Below are 21,429 nucleotides of genomic sequence, written 5' to 3'. Positions count from 1 at the left end.
AGCATCCTATGAAGAAGCTGTGCCGGTTTTGTCTGCTTGCCGTTCTGCTGCTGGGGCTGGTCGTCCCTTCCCTGGCGGCTGGGCCTGACAAGGAGGGACCCATTGTAATCCTCCATACCAACGATGTCCATGCCAGCCTGGACCACTACCCCGCGGTGGCCGGCTATAAGAAGCGGCTTGAGGCGGAGTACGGCGCCGACCGGGTGTTTCTGGTGGATGCTGGCGATGCCATTCAGGGCGGCCCCATCGCCACACTGACCCAGGGGGCTAGTGTAGTGGACATGATGAACTTCGTGGGCTATGATCTGGCCATCCCAGGCAACCATGAGTTTGACTATGGCATGGACGTGTTTCTGGACCTGGCGCAAAATCAGGCGGAGTATCTCTACCTGTCGGAAAATTGGAAGGGAAGAGATGCGTACGCCGGATGGACCACTGTGCTGCCCGGAGCTTATATGGCCAGATGTGGGGATACAAGCATCGCCTTCGTTGGAGTCACCACACCGGAGACCCTGACCAAATCCGATCCCACCCACTTTCAGGACGGAGAGGGAAACTATGTCTACACATTTTCAGAAGGGGACGGCGGCCTGGCGCTCTATGAGGATATCCAGCAGACCGTGGATTCCCTGCGGACCGCCGGCGGAGCGGACTATGTGATCCTGCTGGCCCACTTGGGCATAGAGGGTATTACTGAGGAGTGGACCTCCGCCGCCCTGATCGCCAGCACCACTGGTATCGACGCGGTCATCGACGGGCACTCCCACGAGGTATACCAGCAGCAGGCGGCCAACAGGGACGGCCAGCTTATCCCTCTGACTCAGACCGGAACAAAGCTGGCCAGCCTGGGCTGTCTGATCCTGGACCCAGATACTGGGGAGATCTCCACCCAGCTTCTGCCCTTGGAGGGGGAGGGCGTCCCGGCAGACCAGGAGACACAGATCTATCTGGACCAGTTGAGCAGCCAGTTCCAGGTCCAGCTGAATCGGGTGGTCGGCACTGCGGCCGCGGATCTGATGGCCACCGAGGCTGACCAGTGGAACTGGGCTGTCCGTGTCCGGGAAACCAATCTGGGGGACCTGGTGGCCGACGCCTACCGGACGATGATGGGCGCCGATATAGGCTTTGCTAACGGGGGCGGCATCCGGGCCAATGTCACGGCTGGCGATATCACCTATGGGTCGCTGATCTCCGTCCAGCCCTATGGGAACGAGCTGTGCCTGGTCGAGACCACCGGGCAGGACATTCTGGATGCCCTGGAGCTGGGGGCCAGCCGCTATCCGGAAAGCAGCGGCGGCTTCCTTCAGGTGTCCGGCCTGACCTATACCCTGGATCCCTCCACTCCCTCCTCGGTGGTTCTGTCAGACAAGGGTATGTTTCAGCGGGTGGAGGGATCCTACCGGGTATCCGACGTAAAGGTGGGCGGCCAGCCCCTGGTGCTGGACCAGGTATATACTGTGGCCTCCCACAACTATATGATCAAGTCTGGAGGAGACGGCTTTTCCATGTTCCAGGACGACCGACTGCTGAAGGACTGTACCATGCTGGACAACCAAGCCCTTATCAGCTATGTGGCAGAGGAGCTGGACGGGCTGGTAGGCGCGGCCTATCAGGACCCCGCCGGACAGGACCGCATTACCATCTTGTCCGATGTGTCGGAACCAGAGCCAGTGACAGGAACACAGCCCCAGGACCGGACTTATACGGTGCAGAAAGGGGACTGCCTGTGGAGCATCGCCGCGCGGCAGTTGGGGGACGGCCGCCGCTGGCAGGAGATCTATGACCGGAATCGGGACATCCTCTCCAATCCCCACCGTATCTATGTGGGTCAGCAGCTCAGGCTGCCATAGCTGCCATGAAGCGCCGGTATTTGATCGGCGGTCCCACGGCCGCGGACAAGGCCTCCGGCTTGACACTGGGGGAAGCGGCACAGTGGCTTCAGAGATTCGATTCAAATATTAAGAAAGAGGGAGGCGCTGCCCAACGGCAGCGCCTCCCTCTCTTTTATTTATGATAGTTGGAACCCTCATTGATTTTAAAGGCCCGGTAGAGCTGCTCCAGCACCATAACCCGTGCCAAATGGTGGGGAAAGGTCATGGGGGACATGGACAGGCGCACCCAAGCCTCCGCCTTCAGGCTCTCCGCCAGCCCAAAGGACCCTCCGATGACAAAGGCCAGATGCTTGGCGCTGTTGTGCTCCCAGGTTTGGACCAGGGAGGCCAGTTCCTCGCTGGACCGAAGCCTGCCCTCCACACACAGGCAGACGAGGCTGGTGTTGGGGGGGAGCTTGGAGCGGATGGCCTGTCCCTCCTTCTCCAAGGCGGCATCGATCTGCCCCTGGGATGGGGTCTGTGGCAGTCGCTCCTCCGGCAGCTCCAATAAAGTCAGCTTGCAGTATGGGGACAGCCGCTTTAAGTACTCAGCGCAGGCATCCTGGTAGAACCTCTCCTTCAGCCTGCCTACACAGACTAGATATATACTCAGCACAGGACAGCCTCCTCCCGGTTCATCTGGCACACCGGCCCCATTTCGCTCCGGGGGGCCACCCACAGGGCGATGTCCCGCTCCGGGTCACAGCCCATGGCGGACAGGCGGCGGCAGACCGTCTGCCGGGCTCGGGAGGGAGTGTTATTCTCGGCGGACAAGTGGGCCAACGCCACCTGCCGGGTGCCAGACTCCACGGCCAGAGCAGCCAGTTCCGCCCCCGCCTCGTTGGACAGATGGCCCCGGTCCCCCAGGATGCGGGCCTTCAAGTGGTAAGGATACGGGCCTGAGCGGACCCAGTCCTCGTCGTGATTGGCCTCGCACACTAACAGATCGCAGCCCCGGACGGCCTGTTTCACCTGGTCGGTGACATAGCCAAGGTCGGTGCAGAGTACCACCCGATGGCCGCCGCCGGTGATAGAGTATCCTACGCTGCCCGCCGCGTCATGGGGCGTGGGGAAGGACTCTATCCACAGATCCCCTAGCTGGATGCCGGTTCCAGGCTCCTGCTGTCGGATCAGGTCGTCCATGAATGGGACACGGTAGCAAAGCTGCCGTCCGGTGGGGCCGGAGGCGACAACGGGGAGCCGGAACCGCTTGGTCAGCACCTGGAGCCCGCTGATGTGGTCGTGGTGCTCATGGGTGATCAGGACGGCGGCCAGAGCTTCGGGCGCTATGCCCAATGACTTTAGCCCGGCGGTGATGCGCTTGGCCGATATCCCGGCGTCCAGCAGTACATGGGTATTTCCACAGGATACCAGGGCGGCGTTGCCGCTGGAGCCGCTGGCCAGTGTTGTAAATGTAAGCAAATCAGATCCCTCTCAAAAAATCAGGAATTAGAAATGAGGAATCAGGAATGGGACCATAGACCGGTTCCTGATTTCTAACTCCTAATTCCTGATGCGGTGCTGCTTATCCTACCTGTGGCTGGCTCTCCTCGTCAGGCACGGTGACGGTCTGGATCTCGGCGCCCACAGCGGCCAGTTTCTCCACAAGAGTTTCATAGCCCCGCTCGATATGATGGATGCTGTCGATCTCCGTGACCCCCTGTGCGGCCAGTCCGGCAATGACCATGGCGGCCCCCGCCCGCAGGTCGCAGGCATGGACCGGCGCCCCGGTCAGTGCCTCCACCCCTTCAATAACGGCTACTTTTCCATCCACCTGGATCTGGGCGCCCATGCGGCGGAACTCATCCACATAGCGGTAGCGGTTTTCCCATACTCCTTCTGTCAAAACGCTGGTCCCCCGTGCCAGGCACAGGACTGCGGCGATTTGAGGCTGCATGTCAGTGGGAAAGCCAGGATAGGGCATGGTCTTCACATTGACCCGGCTGATGGGGCCATTCCGGCGGATGAGCAGCGCGTCGTCCTGCTCCTCCACCTCTACCCCCATCTCCACCAGCTTGGCGGTGATGCAGTCCAGGTGCTTGGGGATGACGTTTTTGATCAAAACCTCGCCCCCAGCGGCAGCTACTGCGGCCATATAGGTGCCCGCCTCAATTTGGTCGGGAATGATGGAATAGGAGCCACCCCGCAGCCGCTCCACACCCCGGATCTTGATGACATCAGTACCGGCGCCCATGATGTCGGCGCCCATGGAGTTGAGAAAGTTGGCCAGGTCTACAATATGGGGCTCCTTTGCGGCGTTCTCAATCACAGTCATGCCGGCGGAAAGGACCGCAGCCAGCATAATATTCATGGTCGCGCCCACGGACACCATATCTAGGTACACCTGTCCCCCAGCCAGACGGCCGCCGCCGGGCACCTGGGCGTAGATCAGGCCGTTGCGCACGTCCACCTCGGCCCCCATGGAGACAAAGCCTTTGATGTGCTGATCAATGGGACGGCCGCCCAGATCGCAGCCGCCGGGCAGAGGTACCTCCGCCCAGCCAAAGCGGCCCAGGAGAGCCCCGACCAGATAATAGCTGGCCCGGATCTTCCGCGCCAGCTCATAGGGGACCTGACGGTTGCGGATGTGGGAGCAGTCCACATCCACAGTCGTGCGGTTGACAGTCTTTATATCCGCCCCCAGCTCCCGCAGGATCTGGAGGATCAGGGTCACATCGCTGATTTGAGGGATATTCTCAATGCGGCACACCCCATCTACCAGCAGAGCGGCGGGGATGATAGCCACAGCGGCATTTTTGGCGCCGCTGATTTCGATAGTACCGTGCAGGGGCCTTCCGCCACGGATCTGATACTTGGTCAAATATTGCACCCTCTTTTGCTCCAAATGGTGGAATTTATGGATTATACGGCCAAAACGGCCATATGTAAGTCAAAAAAAGCCCTGTATCTTCACCAGGGCGCTATAAAACAAATATATTATAGCACTATTATATCCGAGTAGCAACAGATTTTACATAGCCGGCCTCGAATTGTAAAAAAATACAGAGCGGTCTCATAAAATGGCCTTTGGGCTGTCTGATGGCGCAAAAAAAACGGTCTGTTTTTGACGAACTTGGGTCCTTACTCCCCCTTTCGCTTGGTAAACTGCTGTCGGGCCCGAGGCAGCAGGTCAGACAGTTCGGACTGCTCCTGCCGCTCCAACAAATCACCGATGAGCTGGTTAGACAGCAGAAAGCCCTGGGGTGTCAACCGCCAGCGGCCCTCCGCCGTCCGCTCCGCCCAGCCCTTATCACAAAACTGCTCCAACCGGGCCTCCAGGGGGGCGAAATCCATAAAATAGGTTCCCCGGTATTCCCACTCCTCGATGCCCTGGGCGGTACGCAGGCGGAGCATCAGATACTCCCCGCTCCGCTCCCGGCGGGGAATCAGCTCCTCGCTGTCGATGAGGCTGCCCCCGCGGAGCACACCATCAATATATCCGTCCAGGTCCCGGACAAAGGAGTAGCGCCGTCCGCCGAAGTCGGAGTGGGCCCCGGGCCCAAATCCGATATAGGGCCGGGTGAGCCAGTAGCGCAGGTTGTGCCGGGACTCCATACCGGGCTTGGCAAAATTGGAGATCTCATATTGGGGCAGACCGGCCCGCTCCAGGCGGCCCACGGTCCACAGGTACAGGTCCGCCTGGGCGTCGTCGTCGGGCAGCTGCTCCCCCGCCGCCACCCGGGCGGCCAGCCGCGTGCCCTCCTCCACCTTCAGCCCATAGCAGGACAGGTGCTGGGGAATGAGGGACAGGGCGTGTTCCACTGTGGCCTTCCAGCTGTCCATGGTCTGGCCCGGCAATCCGTAGATCAGGTCCAAGGACAGGTTTTTAAATTTAGCTTTCCTAGCCGCGGCCACCGCCTGGTCTACCTGCTGGACGGTATGGGGGCGGTGGACCGATTCCAGCTCCGCGGGGCAGGCGGACTGCATCCCTAAGGAAAGTCGGTTGAAGCCTGCCTTGCGGAGGCGGCGCAGGGCCCGGACATCCACGCTGTCCGGATTGGCCTCCAAAGTGATTTCCGCGTCCTGGGTAAGCTGGAACTGCTTTTGAATGGCTCCCAGCAGTTCCCGCAGCCGCTTATCCCCAAAGAAGCTGGGGGTACCGCCGCCGAAATAGACCGTGTCCACCGGGATCCCCTGGGCCAGGGGAGCTGTCTCTTTGATGTGGGCCAGCAGTGCCTTCTGATAGCTGTCCATCCGGTCCTCTCGACCGGCCACAGAGTAGAAGTCGCAGTAGTCACATCTGCTGCGGCAAAAAGGGATGTGGATGTAAATGCCAAGACTGTCCCCTGTGGGGGCCTTGGGTTGGGTTTCTTTCTTTTTTCCAAACATGGGGCGTCCCTCCCTCTTTCTCATCAGTATTATATCGAATGTGAGCGAAAATGCAAATGGGGGAGAAAAATTTTGATCCGCAGAAGCGTGTGGACAAGTGGCAGAGGCAATAAAATCCAAAATTTACCATTCTAGGCTCCTTTCGCCCGCCTTCGACACATCTTGCCGTCTCTATGCGCTATGGTAATAAGTGAACAGCCAGAAAAAAATACCGCAGTTTCTCTCTGTATAGAAAAGTTTCTCTCTCCATATCCTGACCTTACCGACAAATGAAGGATCAGGAGGAACCTTTTATGAAACGCTTGTCCACGATTTTTCTGGCTGTCCTGCTGCTCGCCGGCCTGTTTCCCGCGGCTGCTGTGGGGGAGGATGCGGGACTATCCCTGTCCTGCCCCTCGGCCATCCTGATGGAGAAGGAGACCGGGACCATCCTCTATGAGCAAGATGCCCACCAGAAGCTGGAACCCGCCAGTGTCACCAAGATCATGACCCTTCTGCTGGTGATGGAGGCGGTAGACAGCGGCAGGATTGCCCTGGACGACACCGTCACCGTTTCCGCCTATGCCGCTGGAATGGGCGGCTCCCAAGTCTATCTAAAGGAAGGGGAGCAGATGTCGGTGGCCGAGATGATCAAATGTGTCACCGTGGTGTCCGGCAACGACTGTGCTGTGGCTCTGGCCGAGCATCTGGCCGGCAGTGAGGGGGCCTTTGTTTCCCTGATGAACCAGCGGGCCCAGGAGCTGGGGATGGCGGACACTACCTTCCTCAACTGCACCGGGCTGCCCGCCCAGGGACATCAGACCTCCGCCCATGATATCGCTCTCATGTCTCGGGAGCTCATTCTGAACCATCCCTCCATCCGGGAGTACACCACCATCTGGATGGACTCCATCCGAAACGGCGCCTTCGGCCTGACTAACACCAACCGCCTCATCCGCTTTTACCAGGGAGCCACCGGCCTGAAGACCGGCTCCACCGACTCAGCGTTGTACTGTATGTCCGCTACCGCGGAGCGGGATGGCATGGAGCTCATCGCCGTGGTCATGAAGGCCCCCACCACCGCCCAGCGCTTTGACGACGCCAAGGCCCTGCTGGACTATGGCTTTGCCAACTATGCCCTGGTGGATGTGTACCCGGACGCCCCCCTGGCTCCGGTAGATGTGCTCCTGGGTACAGTGGAGCAGGTCCAGCCGCAGCTCAATCGTGACTGCCGCCTGCTGGTCCGCAAGGGGGAGGAGAGTCAGGTGACCACCCAGCTGACCGTGGCTCAGGACGTGGAAGCCCCTGTGGACCAGGGTCAGATTCTGGGGCAGATGGAGGTCTATGTGGGCGGGGAGCTTCGGGACACCATTCCCATCGTCTCCGCGCAACAGGTGGACAGGCTTACTGTCCCTGGCATCTTTGGCCAGCTGCTACGGCAGTTGCTCATGGCGCGCTGAACCAGGCCGGGCTTATTTGCCCGACCCTACATAGCGGCGAGAATATTGAAAGAAAATGGGAGGCTTTACCTCTATTTTACTTGACGTGGCACCACCGCCGTTGTATAATTTATATAAATATACTATCAAACTATCCGTTTAATATTGTTACTTTGGCCGATAGGCGGCGGAAGCACTTATTTTTGAGGTGAAAAAATGTTGAAATATCAGGGAAGTTTGTCTTCTTTTGACTTGTTTTTGGAATTGGAGGCATTTTCAGAGGGACGTTCCACCCATGCGTGGCGGTGTTTCGGCGCCCACCCAGCGGAGGACGAGGCCGGCAGAGAGGGCTATCTGTTCCGGGTGTGGGCCCCCAACGCCCCTAAGGTCACCATCATCGGCGACTTCAACGGCTGGGACCTGGAAGCCACCCCCATGACTAAGCTGGAGGGCGGCATCTGGGAGGCGTTTGTCCCAGGGCTGCGCCGCTATGACGCCTATCAGTATGCCATACATAAAGAGGACGGCTCCTTCGTGGGCAAAGCCGATCCCTATGGCTTCCACGCCGCTACCCGGCCCGATGTGTCTACCAAGATCTATGATCTGTGGGAGAACGCCTACCAGTGGGGCGACCAGTCCTGGCTGGAGTATCGGTCCAAATATGTCCCCTATACCGGCCCGATGAATATTTATGAATGTCACCTGGGCTCCTGGCGGCGCACCGGCGAGGGGGAGTTCCTCAGCTATCGGGATATCGCCTCCTATCTGGTACCCTATGTAAAGGAGATGGGGTTCACCCATGTGGAGCTCCTGCCGGTCACCGAGCACCCCCTGGATGCCTCCTGGGGCTATCAATGCACCGGATACTTTGCCGCTACCAGCCGCTTCGGCACCCCTGACGATCTCAAGTATCTCATTGACCAACTCCACCAGGCGGGTATCGGGGTCATCATGGACTGGGTCCCGGCCCACTTCCCACGGGATGCCTTTGGGCTATATCACTTTGACGGCACCCCCACCTATGAGTATGCCGACCCCAGGAAGGGGGAGCACCCGGACTGGGGCACCCAGGTCTTTGACTATGGGCGAAACGAGGTCCGCTCCTTCCTGTTCTCCTCGGCCATGTTCTGGCTGGAGGAGTACCACATGGACGGCCTGCGGGTAGACGCGGTGTCCTCCATGCTCTATCTGGACTACGGCCGACAGGACGGGGCCTGGATGCCCAACATCCACGGCGGCAAGGAGAACCTGGAGGCCATCGAGTTTTTCCAGCAGCTGAACACCGCCGTCTTTGCCGCCCATCCCGATGTGCTGATGATCGCCGAGGAATCCACCGCCTGGCCCAAGGTGACCAAGCCCGTCCATGACGGGGGTCTGGGGTTCAACTTCAAGTGGAACATGGGCTGGATGAACGACATCTGCCATTACATCAAGCTGGACCCCTATTTCCGGCAGTACAATCACCGGGATATCACCTTCTCCCTGATGTACGCCTTTTCTGAGAATTACATCCTTCCCCTGTCCCACGACGAGGTGGTCCATATGAAGGGCTCCTTCTTTGGCAAGATGCCGGGGGACAACCCCATGAAATTCGCCGGAGTCCGGGCCTTCTATACCTATATGCTGACCCATCCGGGGAAAAAGCTTACCTTCATGGGGGCAGAGCTGGCTCAATGGAACGAGTGGCACTACGAGTACTCCCTGGACTGGCACCTGCTCCAGTACGAGCCCCACCGCCAGACCCAGGCATTTTTCAAAACGGCCAACAACTTTTACCTCTCCCAGCCCCCCCTTTGGGAGCAGGACGACTCCTGGCAGGGCTTCCAGTGGCTATGTGCCGATGATAATCAAGCCGACACCATTTCCTTCCTCCGGTGGGACAAAAAGGGCAACCCTTTGATTGTGGTGTGCAACTTCTCCCCAGAGCACCGGGACGGCTATCGGGTAGGCGCCCCCTTCGGCGGGCGGTGGGCCGTGGTCCTCAACACCGACGACCAGCAGTTCGGCGGCCAGGGACTGGGGGACAAGGAGCCGCTTAAAACTGAGAAGGTCCCCTGCCATGACCAGCAGCAGTCCCTGGTTATCGACCTGCCTCCCATGTCGGCGGTCATTTACCGCTGTGTGCGGAAAAATCCGGCACGCAGGTCCAAGGCAGACAAAGAGGAGGGGGCAAAGGCTGAGAAGGCGGCCCCTGTCAAAGGCAAAAAAGCGCCAGCCAAAGAAAAAAAGGCTCCCACCAGGGGGAAAAAGACCCCTGCCGGGAAAAGCCCTAAGCACTGATTGGAAATTCCAGAGCTCTGCGCCCTGATTTCACGTTTTCCTTCCCCCGCGCTCGAAACAGACAAGAGGTGAACAGCATGAAGAAAGAAGTTGTGGCCATGTTGCTGGCCGGCGGCCAGGGCAGCCGCCTCTACGCTCTGACCAGCCATGTAGCCAAACCTGCCGTCCCCTTTGGGGGCAAGTACCGCATCATTGATTTTCCCCTGTCCAACTGTGTCAACTCCGGCATTGATACCGTCGGTGTCCTGACCCAGTACCGTCCCCTGGAGCTGAACAGCTACATCGGCAACGGGCAGCCCTGGGACCTGGACCGGTCTGACGGCGGCGTACACATCCTCCCCCCCTATATGAGGGAGGGCGACCAGGGCACCTGGTACAAGGGTACGGCAAACGCCATTTACCAGAACATTGGCTTTCTGGACCTGTATGACCCGGAGTATGTGGTCATCCTGTCCGGTGACCACATCTATAAAATGAACTACGCCGACATGGTGGACCTGCATAAGAAGTCCGGGGCGGCCTGCACCATTTCCGTCCTGGAGGTCACGATGGAGGAGGCCACCCGCTTCGGCATCATGAATGTGGACGAAAACGACCGGATCTACGAGTTTGAGGAGAAGCCGGCCCAACCCAAGAGCAATCTGGCCTCCATGGGCATTTATGTGTTCACCTGGTCCAAGCTCCGGCAGTACCTCATTGACGACGAAGCTGATCCGGCCTCTACCAACGACTTCGGGAAGAACATCATCCCCAACATGCTCGCCGCCAACGAGGTGATGATGGCCTACCGCTTCCACGGCTACTGGAAGGATGTTGGCACCATCAATTCTCTGTGGGACGCTAACATGGATATGCTGGCCCCCCGGAACAGCATCGACCTGTATGACCCAGACTGGCCCATTTACGCCAGAACTCCCGTTAAACCTCCCCATGTCACAGGCCCCAACGCCCACATCTCCCACTCTCTGGTGACCGGCGGCAGTCGGGTGGACGGGACGGTGGAGAACTCTGTACTGTTTCACTCTGTCACTGTAGAGGAAGGAGCCAGCGTTCAGTACTCCATCCTCATGCCAGGGGCGGTGGTCCGAGCCGGAGCCCAGGTGTCTTACGCCATTGTGGCAGAGGCCGCCGTCATTGAGGCGGGCGCCGTAGTGGGCTCCGCTCCCAACGATGATCCCAAATGGGGCATCGCCGTGGTGGCCAGCGGCGTCACCGTAGGGGAACAGGCTGTGGTGTCCCCCGGCGCCATGGTTCGGGAAGCAGTGAAGGGAGGTGATCGGGCATGAATGATCTCCACGGCATTCTCTTCGCCTATCGCTCTAACGCCAATCTGGGAGAGCTGACCAGGCCCCGCAACACCTGCTCCCTGCCCTTTGGCGGGCGGTACCGCCTGATCGATTTCATGTTGTCCAGCTATGTCAACGCGGGTATCACCGACGTGGGGCTGGTGGTCCATGAGAGCTATCAATCTCTGCTGGATCACCTTGGAACCGGGAAGGACTGGGACCTGTCCCGCAAACACGGCGGCCTGCGCATCCTGCCCCCCTTCGGATATCAGGGCAAGGGAGGCGGCGAGTATCGGGGCAACATGGAGGCTCTGGCCGGCGTAGCCGGATATCTTCAGAATATCCGCCAGGACTATGTTATCATGGGCTGGGGCGATATCGCTGTTAACCTGCCCGTGGCCCAGGTACTGGAGCAGCACATCGCCTCCGGGGCCGACGTGACTATGGTGTGTACCCCCACCCTGAAAGGGGCTCCTCAGTTTTCGGAGTATGTGGAGGTCAGCGGGGAGGGCCGGATCACGGATCTGTCCATCCATCCCACTACTGCGGACCAGGCCCTGGAGTCCCTGGAGGTGTACATCCTGTCCAAGCAGCTGCTGCTGGATATGGTAGAGTACTGTTCCGCGCACGATATCCACAGCTTCAGCCGAGGTGTCCTGCGCCCCCGGCTCAAGAGCTTGAAGATGATGCCTTACATCCACCAGGGCTATGTGGCCCGCTTCCAGTCTGTAAGCGACTACTTCCAACACTCCATGGATCTTCTGGATCCCAAGGTCCGCGCTGACTTGTTCAACATCAGCCGCCCCATCCGCACCAAGGATCAGTCCAACCCCTCCACCTACTACGGGCCCGACGCGGTGGCGGTCCAGTCCCTGGTAGCCGACGGCTGCTATATTGAGGGCGTGGTGGAAAACTCCATCCTCTCCCGCGGCGTCATTGTAGAAAAGGGCGCCAAGGTGTCCAACAGCGTATTGATGCAGGGTACGGTGGTCAAAGCCGGAGCTTCTCTGGCCTATGTCATCGCGGACAAAAACGTGGTGATTAATGAGGACCGGATGCTCATGGGCCACGCTACATATCCCCTGGCCATCGCCAAAAATTCGGTGGTATGACCGTCTCTTTCATCCACTCCAGTTTGAATCTTTTGAAAAGAGGAATCGTCTATGAAGATCCTATTTGCCTCCTCCGAGGTTGCTCCCTTTATTAAGACCGGCGGACTGGCCGATGTGGCCGGCTCCCTGCCCCAGGCTCTGGCTCGGGAGGGCCACGAGGTCAAGGTCATCCTTCCTCTGTACGAGGGCATCGGCCAGGAGTGGCGGGAACAGATGACCTTTCTCAAATACTTCAATGTCACCCTGTCCTGGCGGCAGGTCTACTGTGGCATCTTCCATCTGGAGCGGGAGGGGGTCGCCTACTGGTTTGTAGACAACGAATACTACTTCAAGCGTTGGCAGCTCTATGGACATTTCGACGACTGCGAGCGGTTCGCCTTCTTCTCCAGGGCTATCATCGAAACTCCGGGACAGCTGGACTGGGCCCCAGATATCATCCACTGCAACGACTGGCAGACCGCCCTCGTCCCCGTCTATCTGCTGGAGGAGAAATACCGCATCCCTCAACTGGGAGGGACCAAGAGCGTCTTTACCATTCACAACATCGAGTACCAGGGCCGCTACGGCGACCAGGTCCTTCAGGATGTCATCGGTCTGGACAAGAGCTATCTCAACGAGGGGATGCTGGCCTACCATCGGGACGTGAACCTGATGAAGGGCGCTATTATGGCCTCCAACTTCGTCACTACGGTATCCCCCACCTATGCCCAGGAGCTGCGCACTCCCTTCTACGCCCATGGGCTGGACGGGGTCATCAATCAACAGAGCGGCAAGCTGGAGGGCATTCTAAACGGCATCGATGTGGACCTCTACGATCCAGCCACCAACCCTGGCCTTGCCGCCAACTTTACCCCCCGCGCCTTGGTCAAGGGCAAGAACCAGTGTAAGCAGGCCCTGCAGCAGGCCGTTGGCCTTCAGGAGAATCCTGATGTGCCCATCATCGCCTGCGTGTCCCGTCTGGTTGGCCACAAGGGCTTCTCCCTGGTGACAGACTCCCTTCAGGAGATCATGGGCCTGGACGTGCAGATGGTGGTGCTTGGCACCGGCGACTGGCAGTATGAGGAGGCGTTCCGCCACGCTCAGAGTCAGTACCCCGGCCGCTTCGCCGCCCAACTGACCTATTCCGCCCCTCTGTCCACCATGATCTATGCCGGAGCCGACCTGTTCCTGATGCCCTCGGTCTCCGAACCCTGCGGCCTGTCTCAGATGATCGCCATGCGCTTCGGCACCATCCCTGTGGTTCGGGAGACTGGCGGCCTGAAGGACACCGTTGTCCCCTACAATAAGTTTGATGGGACCGGCCGTGGCTTCACTTTTGCCAACATCAACGCGGGGGACATGGTCTGGGTGCTGCGGGAGGCCGTAGACCTCTACCACAGCAACAAAAAGGCCTGGCGGGCTCTGCAAAGAGAGGGAATGACTGCCGACTTCTCCTGGGACAACTCGGCCAGGCAGTATCTGGACATCTATCAGCGCATCCTCGGCTGACAGCTCTGTCTGACATAATCAGAGGGCCCCGGACGATGTGTATAGCGTCCGGGGCCCATCGATTTTTACAAGGCATCTTTTCTTATGAAAAATGTTGAGAAATCCCCGGAAACGCCCATATCTTGGGCGTTTCTGCCCATTGACGCTCCTGCCCAAACCTGATACAATGGCTGGGCAAAGACCGCTTTTTGCAATTTTTCCTGCGTGCGGAAGCACCGATTTTGATATTACAGGAGGCTCTCTATGGCAGAATATACCAAGGCCCAGCTCACCGAGATGATTATCGGTAAGCTCCAGCGCAACTTCGGCCGCACTGTGGAAGAGGCCACCCCCAACCATATGTTCAAGGCCTGTGCCCTAGTCCTCCGGGACATCATGTCCCGCCATCAAATCGAAACGGGCAACCAGGTGTGGGAGGGGCAGCGGCGTCAGGTCCACTACCTGTCCCTGGAGTTCCTCATGGGCCGCTCTCTGGAGAAGAACGCCTATAACTTGGGGCTGCTGAATACACTCAAGGAGACGCTGGAGGGACTGGGCTTCTCCGCCGCCGATCTATTTGAGCAGGAACCCGATGCCGGCCTGGGCAACGGCGGCCTGGGCCGTCTGGCCGCCTGCTACCTGGACTCCATGACCACCCTGGAGATCCCCGCCACCGGCTACTCCATCTGCTACGAGCTGGGCATCTTCAAGCAGAAGATCATCGACGGCAAGCAGGTAGAGCTGGCGGACAACTGGCTAGGTCTGGGGGACGCCTGGCTCATCCCCAAGCTGGATGAGACGGAGGAGGTCCGCTTCGGCGGAAAGATTGAGGACCGATGGGATGAAAACGGCGTCAACCACCCTGAGCATGTGGGCTATACCGCCGTGCTGGCCATTCCCCGGGACATGGAGATCGCCGGCTACCAGACCCGGCATACCAACACCCTGCGCCTGTGGGACGCCAAGAGTCCGGTCCCGGTGGATATGTCCCTCTACTCCCGGGGCGAGTATCTCAAGGCTGTGGAGCAGCAGGCCATGGCGGAGGTCATCGCTAAGGTCCTCTACCCCGACGACAACCACTACGAGGGGAAATCCCTGCGCCTGAAGCAGCAGTATTTCTTTGTATCCGCCACGGTCCAGTCCATTGTCCGCAAGCACCGGGCCCAGTATGGCACCCTCCACAATTTCCATGAAAAGCATGTCATCCAGATCAACGACACCCATCCCACCCTGGTCATCCCGGAGCTAATGCGCATCCTGTTGGACCAGGAGGGCTATTCCTGGGACGAGGCATGGCATATTGTCACCCATACCGTGTGCTACACCAACCATACCGTCTTGGCCGAAGCTCTGGAGCGGTGGCCCCAGGCCTTGATTGAGAGCCTGCTCCCCCGTGTGTGGCAGATCCTGAAGGAGATCGCCCACCGCTACCAGGGGGAGCTGGAGCGGCGCTACGGCAGCGACCAGGGCAAGATCGCCCACATGGCCATCATCTGGGGGGGCGAGGTGCGCATGGCCAACCTGTGCGTCTGTGCCTGCCAGTATATCAACGGCGTTTCCGCCCTCCACTCCGATATCCTGAAACGGGAGGTATTCCATGACGCCTATCTGGCCGCCCCGGGTAAGTTCAAGAATGTGACCAACGGCATTGACCACCGCCGCTGGCTGTCTCAAATTAACCCCAAGTTGGACGCCCTGATCCGGGACTGCTCCGGAGGAGACGAGTACCTCATCCACCCGGAGGCCATTCGGAAGCTGGAGAACTGCAAGGACGACAAGTCCGTGCTGAAGCAGCTGGAGGCCATCAAAGGGGAGAACAAACGCCGCTTTGCCGCCTATGTGGCCCGGGAATCTGGCGTTATCCTGAACACCGACGCCATCTTCGATGTCCAGGTCAAGCGCCTCCACGAGTATAAGCGACAACTGCTCAATGTCCTCCACATCGTCTATCTGTATCAGCAGTTGCGGGATAATCCCAACATGGATTTCACCCCCCAGACCTTTCTCTTTGGCGCCAAGGCGGCTCCCGGCTACCATGTGGCCAAAGAGATCATCCAGCTCATCAACTCCCTGGCAGCCCAAATCAGCAGGGACCCGGTCTGCAAGGATAAGCTTCAGGTGGTTTTCCTGGAGAACTACCGGGTGTCCCTGGCGGAGAAGCTGATGCCCGCCAGTGAGCTGTCCGAGCAGATCTCCACCGCCGGTAAGGAGGCCAGCGGCACCGGCAACATGAAATTCATGATGAACGGCGCGCTGACCATCGGTACTCTGGATGGCGCCAATGTGGAGATGCACCAGCAGTTGGGGGACGAAAATATTTTCCTCTTCGGCCTGACCGCCGAGCAGGTGAACCAGCGCAAGCGGGAGGGCTACCGCTCCCTGGACCTCTACCAGCGGGACCATGGGCTGAAGCGGGTCATTGACCAGATCGCCGCCGGCTTTGACGACCATGTGTCGTATAGCAGCATCACCGACCGCCTCCTCTTTGGCGTTGGGGGCTCTATGGCGGATGAATATATGCTGCTGGCCGATTTCTCTAGCTACTGCCAGGCTCACAAGCGGGCGCTGGAGGCCTATGCCGACCGCCAGCGATGGAATCAGATGTCCCTCATCAACATCGCCCGTTCCGGCCTCTTTGCTGCCGACAGGTCAATCAGCGACTACGCCAGAGAGATCTGGCATGTTCCTGTCCGAAAATAATGGGAAAAGCGGGCCCGGAGGGCCCGCTTTTCCATCCTTCCCCCTTGCAAAAACAGGGGAAAGGCACTACAATAGGGAAGAAGGAGGTGGGCCATGTATCTTACAGACTACCACACGCACTCCTGCTGTTCACCGGACAGCACCGCCCGGCTGGAGGACATGGTCCGGGCGGCACGCAGGGCCGGCCTCCGGGAGCTGTGCACCACCGACCACTGTGACCTGCAGGACGAAAACGGAGCTCCTCTGGGCGGCTGGGACTGGACGCCCATCTTGGACCAATACTGGCGGGCCCGTGACAAAGGCGGCAGCGAGGTGAAGGTGCTGCTGGGCCTCGAGCTGGGCGGGGCCTATACGGACCCCGGCCGGGCTGAGGCTCTTGTGGCCGCCGCACCCCTGGATTTTGTCATCGGCTCCATCCACAATCTGAGCCCAGAGGCGGGAGGTCGAGATTTTTTCTATTTGGACTACCGCTCCGAGGAGGCGTGCTACACCACGCTGGATGACTATTTCGCCAGTATGCTGGCTCTGACCCGGCTGGACTGCTACGACGCCCTGGGCCATATTATCTATCCCCTCCGCTATATGAACGGCAGAGCAGGCTGGCACATCACCTTGGACCGGTATGGGGACCAGCTGGACCAGTTGCTCCGTGCCGTCATCCAAAACGGGAAGGCAATCGAGGTCAACACCCACGGCGGCCGGGAGGTGGAGGATTGGCGCCCCATCCTTAGACACTACCATCAGTTGGGGGGCGAGTTGGTCACTACCGGCTCTGACGCCCACTCCCCCGGAAATGTGGGACGCGGCATCTCCCAGGCTGTGGCCCTCCTTCGTGAAACAGGATTCCATCGCTTTGCCGTCTATCGGAAGCGGCGGCCTGAATGGATCAAACTATAAGAATTGGAGGATATTTATTATGATCGCAATCGCATCTGACCATGGCGGCTATAATTTGAAGGAGCATATCAAGGCCTATCTGGTAGCCAAGGGCATCTCCTGCCAGGACTTCGGTACAGACAGTACCGCCAGCTGTGACTACCCTGTATTTGGCAAGGCGGCTGCCGAAGCTGTGGCTTCCGGCGCCTGTGAGAAGGGGATTGTCATCTGCACCACCGGCATCGGCATCTCCATCACCGCCAACAAGGTGAAGGGTATCCGCTGCGCCCTGTGCGCCGATCCCCTGTCCGCCGAGTTGACCCGCCGCCACAACAACGCCAATATGCTGGCGATGGGCGCGGGGATGATCGGGCCCAACCTGGCCGAGCGCATCGTAGATGTGTTTTTGACCACGGACTTTGAGGGAGGGCGCCACGCCCGCCGCGTGTCCCAAATCATGGATATGGAGAAATAAAGGGCAAGGACCTGGGGGCGTGGCCTCCAGGTCCCTTTTATGGGAAGAGACCCGATGGCAGAGTCTCCTTGAACAGAATTGTATTATAATTTCCAAAAAATGTATGAAACCGTCCCACTCCGGGGCGGTTTCTTATGTTAGATAGAAGGGGTCACGCTACGGCTCCGGCCCGACTAACCGGTCATGCAGGGTGTGACAACTAGGCGTGCCGTATTTTACAGGCCCCTTCAGACAATCCTGTCAAAGTGTATAAAAAAGGCGTACCCCGCAAAAGCCACACCCTTAACCTTACTCATTAAAGGAGGAACCATCATGTCAACCAACAAGACCCAACACTACCAGCTTAACCAATGGGAGGCGGAGGATAAGGTGCTCCGCACGGAGTTTAACGAGGATAACCAGAGGTTAGAAGATGCTTTGACTAACTTGGCAGAGGGTCTGGCAGGCAAGGCAGAAACTGCTGCGATGTTTCAGGAAATAGCCGCATTAAAAACACGATTGGAGGCGGCAGAGTGGGCAACTCTTTATGTCCCAATCATGGAGCTGTCCGTTGAGAAACGCTCGCCCAAAGTAAATATTGACCTGACTGGCCTGGACCTTAACCAGTACCGCAGACTCGATATCTACGCGTCCCTGAATGTGGCCTCCCCCGGCGAGCGGATAGCCTTGCGGTGCAACGGCATGGAAAACGTCTACCGCTGGTCCGGAATTGACAACCAGTGGATGGACGCACTGTGCAACTTCACGATGATCCCGGATGGCAGCTACGGAAGCAGTTTGGTAAGCCTTTATTTGGCCCCGGGGATGATTGGCGCCACCGGACGCGGCTGGTGCTGGGGAAACAACAGATACAGCGACTCCCAATGGACTCCGGGAGGGGTACAGTTGGATCCGTCCGACCTGCACACCCTGAATCTGGTAGGCTGGGGCCGGGGAGGGGGAGCGCCTGATATCCTGACCGGAGGACATATTGTTCTCTATGGGCTGAAACGGTAAAAAGGGGAGCCCCGGGAAGAATCCCGGGGCTCTGCTTTGTATTTTGCTCGACTTGAGTTGAGTGAGCAGAAAATACTATTTAGGTTGCACTCAGCAGCTGATCAGCAATCTCTGCAGTGTACAGAACGGTGGTCCCATCAGTGTCGTACACGGTAATGGTGCCGAAATAGGTGCCGGTGACGGGGACAGTCAAGCCAGTAACGCTCTGGCTAGTAGCAGCGCTGGCGGCAACCGCGCCGGAGTCAGCAGCCAGAGTTCCCTCATAGGTCTTGCTGTACAGCTTGACCTGGATCTTGTGGCTGGCAGTCAGAGCGGTGGCCACATCAAAGGTCACAGTGGCGGTGCCGGTAGTAGCGGTCATGCCAACGTTGCTGATGGTGTAGTCCACTGCGGTCTTCACGGCGAAGTAGCGGGATACGGTCTTGCTGCCGTCACCGGAGGTAGCGGTGACCTCAATCACATCCACCTTGTTAGCGGTACCAGAGAACTGGCTGCTGCCCTGGTTGATTGTATTACCACTGAAATCGCCGGAAGTGTAGTCGCGCTGCAGCTTATAGGTCATGTTGCCCAGACCGTCAGCCGCAACCGTCATAGTGCTGCTGACAGGCACAGTGATGGGCTTGGCAGCGGCAGCGGCGGAAGTGGTATACACGCTGACCTCGTCGCCATTCAGGGTGACGGAGTTGATCTCAGCGACATTGCTGTCGGCGGTGGCGACCATCTTCAGAACATAGACCATGATGACTTCCTCGTCATCGTAGTACACGATGGCCTGAACATCGCTGTTAGCCTTGTCAATCGCGGACTTCAGCTGGCTGGCGTTTGTGATCGCGCTGGTGTAAGGATCGTTGTCGCGGACAGCCTTGCTGCGGTCGTCGGCGATGATGACATTCTCGGCGAAGGCCACATCGTCAGCGTCGTGGGTGCTGTACACGTTCTTAACGGTCAGACCGTTGTTGTAGATGCTGTCCAGAGTGACACCGGCGGTGAGGTCGATGTCGTTGCCGGAGGCGGTGAAGCCAGCGTGGCCGGTCTCATCCTTGTAGTCAGCGGCCAGGGTCAGAGCATTATAGGTCTTGCCATTGCTCAGCTCGTACACGCCGTCATCGTTCAGCTCCCAGGTGTAGAAGCCGGCGTCCACACGGGTAGTAACGGTCACAGTCTCCTTGTTGCCGGAGCCATCCAGGAACCACAGCTCAGTGGCCCAGCCGCTCTGGCTCTCGCCGTCGGCGTCAGTGTAGCTGACGGAGGAGCTGGAACGCTCGTGTACGAAGACCACGTCGTCGCTGCCGGCGTTGTTGAACTTGTCGCTGACCAGGACCACATAGGAAGCTACATAGTTGTTGCCGGTCTTGGTGGCAATCACGATGGCGTCAGTGCCGTAGGTGGTACCGCCAGAGGTCCAGGTATTGGCCACGGAGGTGCCGCCGGTGACGAAGGACACGTCGATGTCTGCCTGGTCGTCCTCAACCTTCACATAGTTGGTCCGGTCGTTCAGGTACAGGGTGCGGCTGACGCCGGTCAGCTTCATGCTGGTGTCGTCCCGGGCCAGCTTGTCGGCCATGTTGGTGTCGGTGGCGTTGGCCTTAGTGGGAGCGCCGAATACATAGTAGGTGTTGTCGGAGGCGCTGGTGTAGGGCTTGGCATCGTAGTTGCTGCCGTCCTTGTCGAAGGTATACAGGCCCTGAATCTTGGCAAAGTTGCCTCCACCAATCAGAGTTGCAGGAGTACCACCAAATCCGGTGTCGGTGGGATCCAGCTTAAACTCGGTGATAGTGCCGTCGGACACGGACACGGCCTGGGCGTAGTAGGTGGTGTAACGGCTAGTATCCTTCAGGATGCCGGAGACATAGTACACATCCTCAATCTTCACGGACTCGGTCTCATCGATACCCACCACATAGCCGTTGGCGTCGGTGTAAACAGTGTAGATGCTGTCGTCCATGTTGAAGGCCAGGGACTTGCGGTTCTCCTCATCCAGAGCGGGGCTCTGGCTGGAGGTAAACACCACGGCGTGGAGGGGATAGTTGGCGCTGTCGATGGTCACGTAGGCCTTAGAGCCGCTGTTATAGGTAGTGATGGTGCCCTCGGCGGTCTTGGCCACATGAGAGGCGAACACGTCACCGTCGTTGTTCAGAGCCACGGCCAGAACGGTTCCCTCTTCATAGGTTTCAGCGTTGAAGCCGGGCAGTTCCTTAGAGGAATCGCCGTCGTACACGTCATAGTAGGTGCCGGAACCGACGGAACTCTCGTTCAGGTCCTCCAGATCAATGGCGTAGGAGGCGCCCTTGTTGGTGTAGGTGCTGGACAGGTTGTCCTCGATGGTGTCGATCTTGGCCAGGGAGTAGCGGATCACGGCGATGGTGTCCACTTCCTTGTCGTCGTTCTCAAACAGCTCCACCTGGTCGCCGGCGAACAGGGTCACATTGGCTAGGTCGTCATAGTCCCCATTCTCAAAGGCGGCGTCGCCGTTGATGTACAGGTTCAGCTCGCCATCGGAGGCCAGATCCTTGCGGTTATAATCAAAATAGTCGCTGTCGGTGACCAGAATCGCCTGGGCGCTCAGGGTCTTGTTGATGACCATGGAGTCGTCAGCGTTGTCGGCATAAGTGCCGATCT

15 protein-coding genes are annotated in these 21,429 nt (G+C 58.8%); 10 read left to right on the top strand and 5 right to left on the bottom strand.

Annotation, left to right across the window (positions count from 1 at the left end):
- Positions 1 to 8: 8 nt before the first annotated feature.
- The gene (locus tag ACEVJK_RS12725) at positions 9 to 1,850 is read left to right on the top strand and encodes a 5'-nucleotidase C-terminal domain-containing protein (protein ID WP_374740733.1); all 1,842 of its coding nucleotides are present in this window, start codon (positions 9 to 11) and stop codon (positions 1,848 to 1,850) included.
- A gap of 154 nt (positions 1,851 to 2,004) precedes the next feature.
- Here the strand turns inward: ACEVJK_RS12725 and rlmH are convergent, their stop codons facing one another.
- The 4 genes from rlmH to hemW all read right to left on the bottom strand — a co-directional run bounded on the left by rlmH (position 2,005) and on the right by hemW (position 6,200).
- Positions 2,005 to 2,487 carry a 23S rRNA (pseudouridine(1915)-N(3))-methyltransferase RlmH gene (rlmH, locus tag ACEVJK_RS12720; RefSeq protein WP_262669980.1) on the bottom strand — a complete coding sequence of 161 codons (483 nt, stop codon included), beginning with the start codon at positions 2,485 to 2,487 and terminating at the stop codon, positions 2,005 to 2,007.
- A complete protein-coding gene (locus ACEVJK_RS12715) occupies positions 2,481 to 3,293 on the bottom strand; it encodes an MBL fold metallo-hydrolase (RefSeq protein ID WP_262669981.1) in 813 nt (270 codons plus the stop codon). The genes rlmH and ACEVJK_RS12715 overlap by 7 nt, the downstream gene beginning before the upstream one ends.
- Before the next feature lie 103 nt (positions 3,294 to 3,396).
- A complete protein-coding gene (locus ACEVJK_RS12710; RefSeq protein ID WP_147572364.1) occupies positions 3,397 to 4,692 on the bottom strand; it encodes a UDP-N-acetylglucosamine 1-carboxyvinyltransferase in 1,296 nt (431 codons plus the stop codon).
- 260 nt (positions 4,693 to 4,952) lie between these two features.
- On the bottom strand, positions 4,953 to 6,200 hold the full coding sequence (hemW, locus tag ACEVJK_RS12705; protein ID WP_262669983.1) for a radical SAM family heme chaperone HemW: 1,248 nt from the start codon (positions 6,198 to 6,200) through the stop codon (positions 4,953 to 4,955).
- Positions 6,201 to 6,493: 293 nt separating this feature from the next.
- Between hemW and ACEVJK_RS12700 the strand changes: the two genes are divergently transcribed.
- From ACEVJK_RS12700 to ACEVJK_RS12660, 9 genes are all read left to right on the top strand, one after another.
- Positions 6,494 to 7,639 (top strand): D-alanyl-D-alanine carboxypeptidase family protein, encoded by a 1,146-nt coding sequence (locus ACEVJK_RS12700; protein ID WP_374740732.1) that lies wholly within the window; start codon positions 6,494 to 6,496, stop codon positions 7,637 to 7,639.
- A gap of 195 nt (positions 7,640 to 7,834) precedes the next feature.
- The gene (gene glgB, locus ACEVJK_RS12695) at positions 7,835 to 9,898 is read left to right on the top strand and encodes a 1,4-alpha-glucan branching protein GlgB (protein ID WP_340405997.1); all 2,064 of its coding nucleotides are present in this window, start codon (positions 7,835 to 7,837) and stop codon (positions 9,896 to 9,898) included.
- Positions 9,899 to 9,975: 77 nt separating this feature from the next.
- Positions 9,976 to 11,184 (top strand): glucose-1-phosphate adenylyltransferase, encoded by a 1,209-nt coding sequence (locus ACEVJK_RS12690; RefSeq protein ID WP_147572368.1) that lies wholly within the window; start codon positions 9,976 to 9,978, stop codon positions 11,182 to 11,184.
- Positions 11,181 to 12,296, top strand: coding sequence for a glucose-1-phosphate adenylyltransferase subunit GlgD (gene glgD, locus ACEVJK_RS12685; RefSeq protein ID WP_147572369.1), 1,116 nt, complete (start codon positions 11,181 to 11,183; stop codon positions 12,294 to 12,296). Before ACEVJK_RS12690 ends, glgD begins: the two co-directional genes overlap by 4 nt.
- A gap of 51 nt (positions 12,297 to 12,347) precedes the next feature.
- Positions 12,348 to 13,784: a glycogen synthase GlgA gene (gene glgA / locus ACEVJK_RS12680; protein ID WP_262669985.1), complete on the top strand. Its 1,437-nt coding sequence runs from the start codon at positions 12,348 to 12,350 to the stop codon at positions 13,782 to 13,784.
- A gap of 243 nt (positions 13,785 to 14,027) precedes the next feature.
- Entirely contained in the window at positions 14,028 to 16,463 is a 2,436-nt protein-coding gene (locus ACEVJK_RS12675; protein WP_147572371.1) for a glycogen/starch/alpha-glucan phosphorylase, read from the top strand.
- A 93-nt stretch (positions 16,464 to 16,556) separates the two neighbouring features.
- Positions 16,557 to 17,360, top strand: a complete 804-nt coding sequence (locus ACEVJK_RS12670) for a histidinol-phosphatase HisJ family protein (protein WP_186852855.1) — start codon at positions 16,557 to 16,559, stop codon at positions 17,358 to 17,360.
- Positions 17,361 to 17,379: 19 nt separating this feature from the next.
- Positions 17,380 to 17,814 (top strand): ribose 5-phosphate isomerase B, encoded by a 435-nt coding sequence (rpiB, locus tag ACEVJK_RS12665; RefSeq protein WP_147572373.1) that lies wholly within the window; start codon positions 17,380 to 17,382, stop codon positions 17,812 to 17,814.
- A gap of 312 nt (positions 17,815 to 18,126) precedes the next feature.
- Entirely contained in the window at positions 18,127 to 18,810 is a 684-nt protein-coding gene (locus ACEVJK_RS12660; RefSeq protein ID WP_374740731.1) for a hypothetical protein, read from the top strand.
- 79 nt (positions 18,811 to 18,889) lie between these two features.
- On the opposite strand, the gene ACEVJK_RS12655 is transcribed toward ACEVJK_RS12660, so the two are convergent.
- The coding region (locus tag ACEVJK_RS12655; RefSeq protein WP_374740730.1) for a hypothetical protein at positions 18,890 to 21,429 on the bottom strand (2,540 nt) is incomplete at its 5' end.

Source organism: Flintibacter sp. P01028 (assembly GCF_041925235.1).
Classification (GTDB): domain Bacteria; phylum Bacillota; class Clostridia; order Oscillospirales; family Oscillospiraceae; genus Lawsonibacter; species Lawsonibacter aceti.
Note: the sequence above shows the minus strand (reverse complement) of the source record. Positions and strands in the feature narration are given on the sequence as shown.

Bases quoted from the DNA above. Each gene is read 5' to 3' on its own strand.
- ACEVJK_RS12725 (WP_374740733.1), top strand. From the start codon at position 9: ATGAAGAAGCTGTGCCGGTTTTGTCTGCTTGCCGTTCTGCTGCTGGGG.
- hemW (WP_262669983.1), bottom strand. From the start codon at position 6,200: ATGTTTGGAAAAAAGAAAGAAACCCAACCCAAGGCCCCCACAGGGGAC.
- ACEVJK_RS12700 (WP_374740732.1), top strand. From the start codon at position 6,494: ATGAAACGCTTGTCCACGATTTTTCTGGCTGTCCTGCTGCTCGCCGGC.
- glgB (WP_340405997.1), top strand. From the start codon at position 7,835: ATGTTGAAATATCAGGGAAGTTTGTCTTCTTTTGACTTGTTTTTGGAA.
- ACEVJK_RS12690 (WP_147572368.1), top strand. From the start codon at position 9,976: ATGAAGAAAGAAGTTGTGGCCATGTTGCTGGCCGGCGGCCAGGGCAGC.
- glgD (WP_147572369.1), top strand. From the start codon at position 11,181: ATGAATGATCTCCACGGCATTCTCTTCGCCTATCGCTCTAACGCCAAT.
- glgA (WP_262669985.1), top strand. From the start codon at position 12,348: ATGAAGATCCTATTTGCCTCCTCCGAGGTTGCTCCCTTTATTAAGACC.
- ACEVJK_RS12675 (WP_147572371.1), top strand. From the start codon at position 14,028: ATGGCAGAATATACCAAGGCCCAGCTCACCGAGATGATTATCGGTAAG.
- ACEVJK_RS12670 (WP_186852855.1), top strand. From the start codon at position 16,557: ATGTATCTTACAGACTACCACACGCACTCCTGCTGTTCACCGGACAGC.
- rpiB (WP_147572373.1), top strand. From the start codon at position 17,380: ATGATCGCAATCGCATCTGACCATGGCGGCTATAATTTGAAGGAGCAT.
- ACEVJK_RS12660 (WP_374740731.1), top strand. From the start codon at position 18,127: ATGTCAACCAACAAGACCCAACACTACCAGCTTAACCAATGGGAGGCG.